Source organism: Sphaerisporangium sp. NPDC051017, from assembly GCF_040683095.1.
In the GTDB taxonomy this organism is placed as follows: Bacteria; Actinomycetota; Actinomycetes; order Streptosporangiales; family Streptosporangiaceae; genus Sphaerisporangium.
In genome coordinates this window covers 223,941-230,982 of sequence record NZ_JBFBCI010000007.1, presented here as the reverse complement: position 1 = coordinate 230,982, position 7,042 = coordinate 223,941, and the positions used below count along the sequence as shown (strand labels likewise).

At 69.6% G+C, this 7,042-nt stretch carries 8 protein-coding genes and 1 pseudogene; all 9 read right to left on the bottom strand.

Features of this window, described 5'->3' with window-relative positions:
* Positions 1-212 precede the first annotated feature (212 nt).
* Positions 213-662 carry an AMP-binding protein gene (locus tag AB0M95_RS09550; protein ID WP_363761571.1) on the bottom strand — a complete coding sequence of 150 codons (450 nt, stop codon included), beginning with the start codon at positions 660-662 and terminating at the stop codon, positions 213-215.
* On the bottom strand, positions 647-802 hold the full coding sequence (locus AB0M95_RS09545; protein ID WP_363761569.1) for a hypothetical protein: 156 nt from the start codon (positions 800-802) through the stop codon (positions 647-649). The genes AB0M95_RS09550 and AB0M95_RS09545 overlap by 16 nt, the downstream gene beginning before the upstream one ends.
* 26 nt (positions 803-828) lie before the next feature.
* Positions 829-1,512: pseudogene (locus tag AB0M95_RS09540) on the bottom strand (AMP-binding protein); the annotation flags it as partial.
* A 170-nt stretch (positions 1,513-1,682) separates the two neighbouring features.
* Positions 1,683-2,519, bottom strand: a complete 837-nt coding sequence (locus AB0M95_RS09535) for an SDR family NAD(P)-dependent oxidoreductase (protein ID WP_363761567.1) — start codon at positions 2,517-2,519, stop codon at positions 1,683-1,685.
* Positions 2,516-3,373, bottom strand: a complete 858-nt coding sequence (locus AB0M95_RS09530) for an alpha/beta fold hydrolase (protein ID WP_363761565.1) — start codon at positions 3,371-3,373, stop codon at positions 2,516-2,518. Before AB0M95_RS09530 ends, AB0M95_RS09535 begins: the two co-directional genes overlap by 4 nt.
* A 33-nt stretch (positions 3,374-3,406) precedes the next feature.
* The gene (locus AB0M95_RS09525) at positions 3,407-3,982 is read right to left on the bottom strand and encodes a 3-phenylpropionate/cinnamic acid dioxygenase subunit beta (RefSeq protein WP_363761563.1); all 576 of its coding nucleotides are present in this window, start codon (positions 3,980-3,982) and stop codon (positions 3,407-3,409) included.
* Positions 3,983-4,091: 109 nt separating this feature from the next.
* Positions 4,092-5,321: an FAD-dependent oxidoreductase gene (locus AB0M95_RS09520; protein ID WP_363761561.1), complete on the bottom strand. Its 1,230-nt coding sequence runs from the start codon at positions 5,319-5,321 to the stop codon at positions 4,092-4,094.
* A complete protein-coding gene (locus AB0M95_RS09515) occupies positions 5,318-5,653 on the bottom strand; it encodes a non-heme iron oxygenase ferredoxin subunit (RefSeq protein ID WP_358515184.1) in 336 nt (111 codons plus the stop codon). The genes AB0M95_RS09520 and AB0M95_RS09515 overlap by 4 nt, the downstream gene beginning before the upstream one ends.
* On the bottom strand, positions 5,650-7,011 hold the full coding sequence (locus AB0M95_RS09510) for an SRPBCC family protein (RefSeq protein WP_363761559.1): 1,362 nt from the start codon (positions 7,009-7,011) through the stop codon (positions 5,650-5,652). Before AB0M95_RS09510 ends, AB0M95_RS09515 begins: the two co-directional genes overlap by 4 nt.
* Between the last annotated feature and the right edge of the window lie 31 nt (positions 7,012-7,042).

The window sequence follows — 7,042 nt, the reverse complement described above, 5'->3', positions numbered from 1 at the left end:
ACATAAAGCAGACGTAAAGCACTACAAACGCACCCATAGTGATCAAGGTCAGGAGAAGTGTCAATGCGCTTTTCGTCAGGAGCCCCATACAGATCATCACAGAAGGCAAGTAACCGCAGGTCCAGCCCCTGGCAAGCCCGAGCATTCGCGCATGAGCTTTCTCGACGATGGGGCGCCAACGGTCACGGGACGCCATTGCTTACCCCGGCTCATCATCGATTGTTAACAGAACCGGCATGGCGGCCAGGACCCGTTCGACCTCGGCCGGGTAGACGTTCTCCCCGCCATAGATGATCATGGGCCTTCAGCCGGTCGACGATGTAGAGGCAGCCGTCCTCGTCCAGGTAGCCGATGTCGCCCGAGTGGAACCAGTCGTCGTCGAAGGCCGCCCGGTTCGCGGAGGGGTTGTTCCAGTATCCGGCGGTGACGTTCGGCCCTCGGACGACGATCTCTCCGGACTCGCCCGCCGAGGCGGGCACGTGGGTGGCCGCGTCCACGACGCGTACCTCCGTGAAGGGCATCGGGATGTCGGCGGAGCCGATCTTCTTCAGGGTGCGCTCGACCGGCAGATGGGTGGCGAAGGGAGCGGTCTCGGTCAGGCCCCAGGCCTGCTGGAGCATCACCCCGTACCGGGCGTAGCGCTCGATCAGCGCGGGAGGCACCGGGGCTCCCGCGCCACCACGACCGACCGGAGATGGCTGAGGTCCCGGTCGACGACGCCGGGAACCCGGGCCAGGGCGGCGAACGTGTGGGCCACCCCGAAGAGGGCGTTGACCTGGTGGCCACCAGGTCGTCGAGGCACTCCCGGGGATCGAATCCGCGCCGGATCACCAGGGTGCCGCCGCGCACCAGCATGCGCAGCACGAAGCTGTTGAGGGCGCCGATGTGGAAGAGATGGGCGGCGGCATAGGTGACATCGCCGCGTCGGGTGTCCAGGCAGAGTTCGACGTTCACGGAGTTCCAGAACAGGTTGCCGTACGTCAGGATGACGCCCTTGGGCGTGCCTGTGGTGCCGGAGGTGAACATCAGGTTCGCCGGGTCGTCGGCGCTCTTGGCGGCCACGTCGGACGTGGGGAGCGCGGCCGTCATGAGGGGTGACCACGCCTCCCAGCCCACCGCGCCCGTCGTCGGTGCCTCGGAGTCGTCGTCCACGAGGAGGAAGCGGGCGACGCCGGTCGTCTCGCGGATCTTCTCGACGCTGTCCCGGTGTCCCTCCTCGCAGACGAGGACGGAGGCGCCGCTGCCGTCCAGTACGGCCGCCAACTCCACTTCGGCGAGGCGGAAGTTAACCGGGACGAAGACGGCACCCAGCCGGAACGCGGCCAGCATCGTGACCACGAAGGAACCGCTGTTGAGACCGAGGTAGGCGACCCGGTCCCCATCGCCGGTACCGCCGTCCGCCAGGGCGGCGGCCAACCGGGCTGCCTTGTCGTTCAGTTGGGCGTAGGTGAGGTCGCCGCCCGGGTACCGGACGACGGTGCTGTGCCCGTGGTACCGGGCGTTACGGGCCACTGCCGCGGCCGGGTTGAGATCGACCCGCGGCCCTGAGCCGAGCGGCTGCGGGGCCGGAGCGGAGTGCGTGATCACGAGCGGCTCCTCATCGAGCGTCACGGGGGGCGGGCGTCACGAGGCGGGCGTCACGAGACCGGGCCCGACGACGCCGACCCCCGCAACACCAGGCTTCAGAGATGGTCGCCGCCCGCGGCCGTCGCGAAGCCGCGGACGCCGATACCGCCGTCGACGTTGATCGCGTGTCCGGTGATCGGACCGCTCTGCGCACCGGATGCGAGCAGCACATACGGCCCGGTGAAGTCACGCGGATCGGTGCTGGAGTCGTGCAGCGGGATGGGCGGCGGCGGAGTGTCCGGGCCCTTCTTCGCGAACGACGCCGAGATCGACCGGTCGGACATCGCCAGGGCCTCGGGGCCGCGCAGGTCGGTATTCATGCCGCCGCAGGCGACGCCGTTGACGCGAACCTTGGGGGCGAGTTCGTAGGCGAGTTCGCGCATCAGGCCAAGGCAGGCGTGCTTGCTGGCGGTGTAGAGGGGGCCGCCGCCGTTGACGTAGAAGGACGCGTTGGACAGGGTCATGATGATGCTGCCGCGGGTCTTGACCAGTTCGCGCCAGGCCGCTTCGGCGGCGAGCAGGTAACCCTTGACGTTGACGGAGAAGATCTCGTCGAACGTGGTGTCCAGTTCCCTGGGGCTGAGGCGGGTGAGCTGGCGCTGGTAGTCCCACATCCCGGCGTTGGTGACGAGGGTGTCGAGCTTGCCGAAGCGTTCGACGGTCTCGGCGACCGCGGTGTGCAGCGCGGCGGAGTCCCGTACGTCCGCTGCGACGGCGTGGATCCGCGACGGATCATCCGCGGCGGCGACCACCTCGTCGAGACGCTTCTTGTCCCGGCCGAGGATGGTGACCGAGGCGCCCTCTGCGAGGAAGCGCTCGGCGACGGCGCGGCCGATGCCGGACCCGCCCCCGGTGATCAGGGCCGCGTAACCCTCCAGCCAGCCGCCGCTCATGCCTGGGCTCCGAGGAAGTCGGTGACCAGCGTGTCGAACTCGCGCTGCCGTTCCAGCTGCACCCAGTGACCGCAGCGGCCGAACACATGGAGCTGTACGTCGCGGATCTGCTTGAGCATCAGCTGGGCACCGTCGAGGGTGATCGTGCGGTCGTCGCGGCCCCACAGCAGCAGAGTGGGCGCCTTGATCTTGTGCAGGTCGCGCCAGAGGGGATCCATGCCCCCGCGCTTGCCGAAGGCCGCGTTGTAGAGGTGGTAGAAGGCGATGTGGCTGTCGTCGAGCGAGGCCTCGTAGCGGGCCCGGACGACGTCCTCACCAAACTGCCGGTGGTCGAAGACCATGGTGCGGATGAACGCGGCCATCTTCTTCTCGCTGGGGCCGCCCCCGTTGTAGTAGCGGAACATCTCCTTCTGGCCCTCGGTCGGAGTGGGACCGAAGGGCAGCCAGCCGCCGCCCGGCGCCATCAGCACCAACTTGGTGACGCGCTCGGGGCGTTGCTGGGCCATGGCGATGGCGGCGGCTCCGCCGAGGCTGTTGCCGAGCAGGTGGAAGGTGTCGATGCCGAGGCCGTCGAGCGCCTGGTAGAGGGCGTCCACCGTGATCTCGGTGATGGACCGCTCGTCCAGGTCCTGTTCGGTGGGGCGGTAGCTGTCGGCGAAGCCGGGCTGGTCCGGCAGGATCACCCGGAAGTGCCGGGCGAGTGCGGGCAGGTTCTGGCGGTAGTTGCTGACGCCCGAGGCGCCGGGGCCGCCGCCGTGCAGCATGACCAGCACGGGCCCTTCGCCGGTCTCCGCCACGGAGATCTCGCCCAGCGAGGTGGCGACGCGGTGCTGTTTGAGGTCGAGGTCGGTCATGGGGTGTCCCAATCCGGTGCAGAGCCGTGGGGCTCAGAAGAAGGTGGAGATGTTCTTGGCCAGCAGGATGTTCTGGTCGAGGAGGATGGTCCGCCGGGCAACCTGGAGACGGCCGTCACCGGCACGTCGCAGGATGTCGGTGCGGCTGCCGGCGTAGACGTTCTCTTCGCGCTCCAGCCGGTTGCGGTAGACCAGGAAGGTGGAACGGACCCACAGGTCATCCTCGCCGAACCCGTCGTGCTCGGCCGGGTCAACGTGCCTGACCATGACGTTGGTGACTAGGTGCCGGGTGCGTGAGGGCGGGTCCTCGGCCCAGGCCATGCCCGAGTCGAACCGGCGGATGCGCCAGGCCAGGCTCTCCTTGGTCTCGTCGTAGAACGCAGCCTCGCCCCGTGCGGCCACCGACAGCGCCTGCTGGCGGCGGAGTCGGTTGGTGCGGGTGGGCATCCAGTAGTCGAGGTCGTCGGCGAGCAGGTCAAGCCAGTCGGTGTAGCGGCCGTCGTCGAGGAGGGCGGCTTCCTCGTAGTAGAACTGCTCGACGTCGAAGTGCGTGTCACGGTCGGCACGCGCCCCCGCACGTGACGGGGTCTGCTGGGCGGCTGTGCTCACGGTGTCGTTCGCTCCCTTCTCCGGGCCGGTGGGTACGGGGTGTGGGCAAGTACGGGCAAGTGCTGGCGAGTGCTGGCGAGTTCGAAGGTGTGTGCCGTCGGGCGGAGCGTCAGCCGAGCAGAAGCGCGCGCAGGTTCACGGCCGGGTCCGCGAGTCTGTCGGCTTCGACCGGGACACGGCGGTCGATCATGCGGCGGGCGGCTCGTACGGCATTGGAGTCGTCTGCGGAGGCCGCCGCGACGACATGTCCGTCACGCAGACCGAAGACGGCGAAGGAGGCGTCGTCGAAGGAGCCGCGGACGACCGTCTGCGCGGCCGTCTCCATGTGGCCGACGGCCTCGATGTGGCGTCCGTGCCGGTCCGTCCAGAACCAGGGAGCCGTCGGCTGCGGCGGCTCGGTGCCCAGGATCGCGGCTGCCGCGCGGGCGCCGTCCTGCTGGGCCGCTTCCCAGTGCTCGGTCCGGGGCAGCAGCTCCCCGCGCAGGCGCACCCGGGCCGGGTCGCCGACGGCGAGCACCGCCGGGTTGGAGGTGACATGCCGCTCATCGACCACGATGCCTCGGTCGACCTCCAGGCCGGCCGCCTGCGCGAGTTCGGTGTGCGGCACCATCCCGACGCCGAGCACCACCGTGTCGAAGACCTGCGGGGTGTCGGCTCCGGCGAACCACGCCTCGATGCCCGCGCCCCGGTCCACGAAACGCTCCACCGTGGCCTGTTCGGTCGTGACCCGGTGCCGGTCGTGGAGCGCGTGCAGCCATCCGGCCAGGTCCGGTCCGAGCACCGCCCGCAGCGGCACGGCGACCGGGTCGACGAGCAGCACCTCGCAGCCGAGGCGGACGGCGGTGGACGCGGTCTCCGCACCGATCAGGCCGGCTCCGACGACCAGGAGACGTGCCCCGGGGGTGAGCCACGGGCGAAGCCGGTCGGCGTCGTCCACCGTGCGCAGCACATGGACACGGCCGCTGTCGGCGCCGGGGACCGGCGGGCGGGCCGCGCCGCCGCCGGTCGCGAGCACGACGCGGTCGGCGGGAAGCACGCGTCCGTCCGACAGTTCGACCGCGCCCTCGCCGGGCCGGAGGGCCGTCACCGTGGTCCGGTTGACGAGGCGGATCCGCCGGTCGTCGTACCACTGGGGTGGCTGGAGGGCGATCTGCTTGAGGTCGGTGGCGCCGGCCAGGTAGTCCTTGGACAGCGGCGGACGGTCGTACGGGAACTCGCCCGCGTCGACCAGGCTGAGCTCCCCGTCGAAGCCCCCGGCGCGCAGCGCCCCGGCGGTGCTGACGCCCGCCACGCCCCCGCCGACGATCACGACACGGTTGTTCACGACACCGTCGTTCACGGCGTCTCACCCGGGAAGAGGTAGACCTCGCCGTCGCGCACCTCGACGCGGTGCGGGCAGGCGTTCCTGGTGGCGGGCAGGCCCTGGACCTCGCCGTTCTTCAAGCAGAACTTGCTGGAGTGCAGCGGGCACTCGACGAATCCGTCCTCGACCCAGCCCTCGGCAAGCGAGGCGGTCTCGTGGGTGCAGGTGTCGTCTAGCGCGTACACGGCGCCGTCGGTGTCCCGCAACAGGGCGATGTTGTCGGCGGTGCCGGTGACCGCCTTGTCGACGGCAATGCCCTCACCCTCGGGGATGTCGTCCAGGGCCGCGACGCGGATGCCGCTGCTCATGCTTTGCTCGCCTCGCTCGCCTCGTGCCAGGCGGGGGTGTTCATCAGTTCGCGCCAGCGCCCGTAGAAGGCCCGGCCCGCGGCGTCGCTGTACAGCTCGCTGGTGGTGCCGGGGTGGCGGCCGTCCTCGCGTTCACCGCCCAGGCCCATCTGGTAGTTGAGGGCGACACCGTTGGTGATGAAGCCGTGAGCGACGGCCTGCACCTCGCTCCAGTTCTCGCCGTCGTCCTGCTCGAAGATTCCGCTGGGGCCGAAGGTGCGCAGGTTGTACAGGCGCTGCGCCTCCCGCACCTCCTCGGGCATCGACTTGTCGACGATAGTCCAGGCCCAGACCTCCATACGGTCCGGTCCCTTGGGGTGCCAGACGCGGATGGAGCCGTTGACCGGGAGGTAGGAGAAGTTGGGGAAGACGGTGGCGTGGCCGTTGGTCAGCGGGCCCTCGACGCGGGCGTCGCCGAGGCGTTCACGCAGCGCGTCGTAGTTCGTCCACGCGTGCACGGTCTGCGCGTCGAACCGGTTCCTGGGGTGGACCGGGAAGCCCGCGCCGTGTCCGTTCTCACCGGCGTACTGGCGGCCGGTGCGGTGCACGATCTCGTCCTTGGGCTTCTTGCCGCTCGGGGAGAGCAGCATCAGCGCCGAGGCGTGACTCATGTTGACGTGGTACCAGTCGGTGGCGAACTGCTCGGCCGCCAGCTTCCAGTTGCCCTCAAGGACCCACTTGTGGACGCCGCCGACGACGACCGTGCCCTCCTCGTCGTGGTCGAGCATGGCGTCCATGTACCAGGCCATGTCGCCGAGGGACTCACGCAGCGGGACCGGGTCCGGGTTCCAGGTGCCGAAGACCAGGCCGCGGTAGATCTCCACGTGCGGCACTTCCACCAGGCCCCACTGCCCCGACTCGAAGGACTCGGGATAGCCGTCCTTGTTGGGCACGCTGACCAGCGAGCCGTCCAGGTTGTAGGACCAGCCGTGGTAGGTGCAGGTGAAGTTGCGTGTGGTGCCGAAGTCGGCACGGCAGACGCGGGCTCCGCGGTGGCGGCAGGAGTTGAGGTAGGCGCGGATCCGACGCTCGCGGTCCAGGGTCACGATGACCGGGTCCTCGCCCATGTACGTCGTGAAGAAGTCGCCCGACTTGCGGAACTGGTCGGTGTGCGCGAGGAACAGCCAGCTCGGAGCGAAGACCCGGCGCAGCTCCTGCCGGTACAGCTCCCGGTCGGTGAAGACGACGCGATCCAGCAGCCCGCTTGCGGTGTCGACGAGCCCGGAGACGTCGATGTTCCGCGCCAGGTCTGCCGGGCGCCGCAAGGCACCGCGCGGGGTCGGCGTGGCCGCACCCTGGGGTTCGATCGTCGAGGTCATGGGTACAGGCAACCGCAGCCCCGAGCGGAGG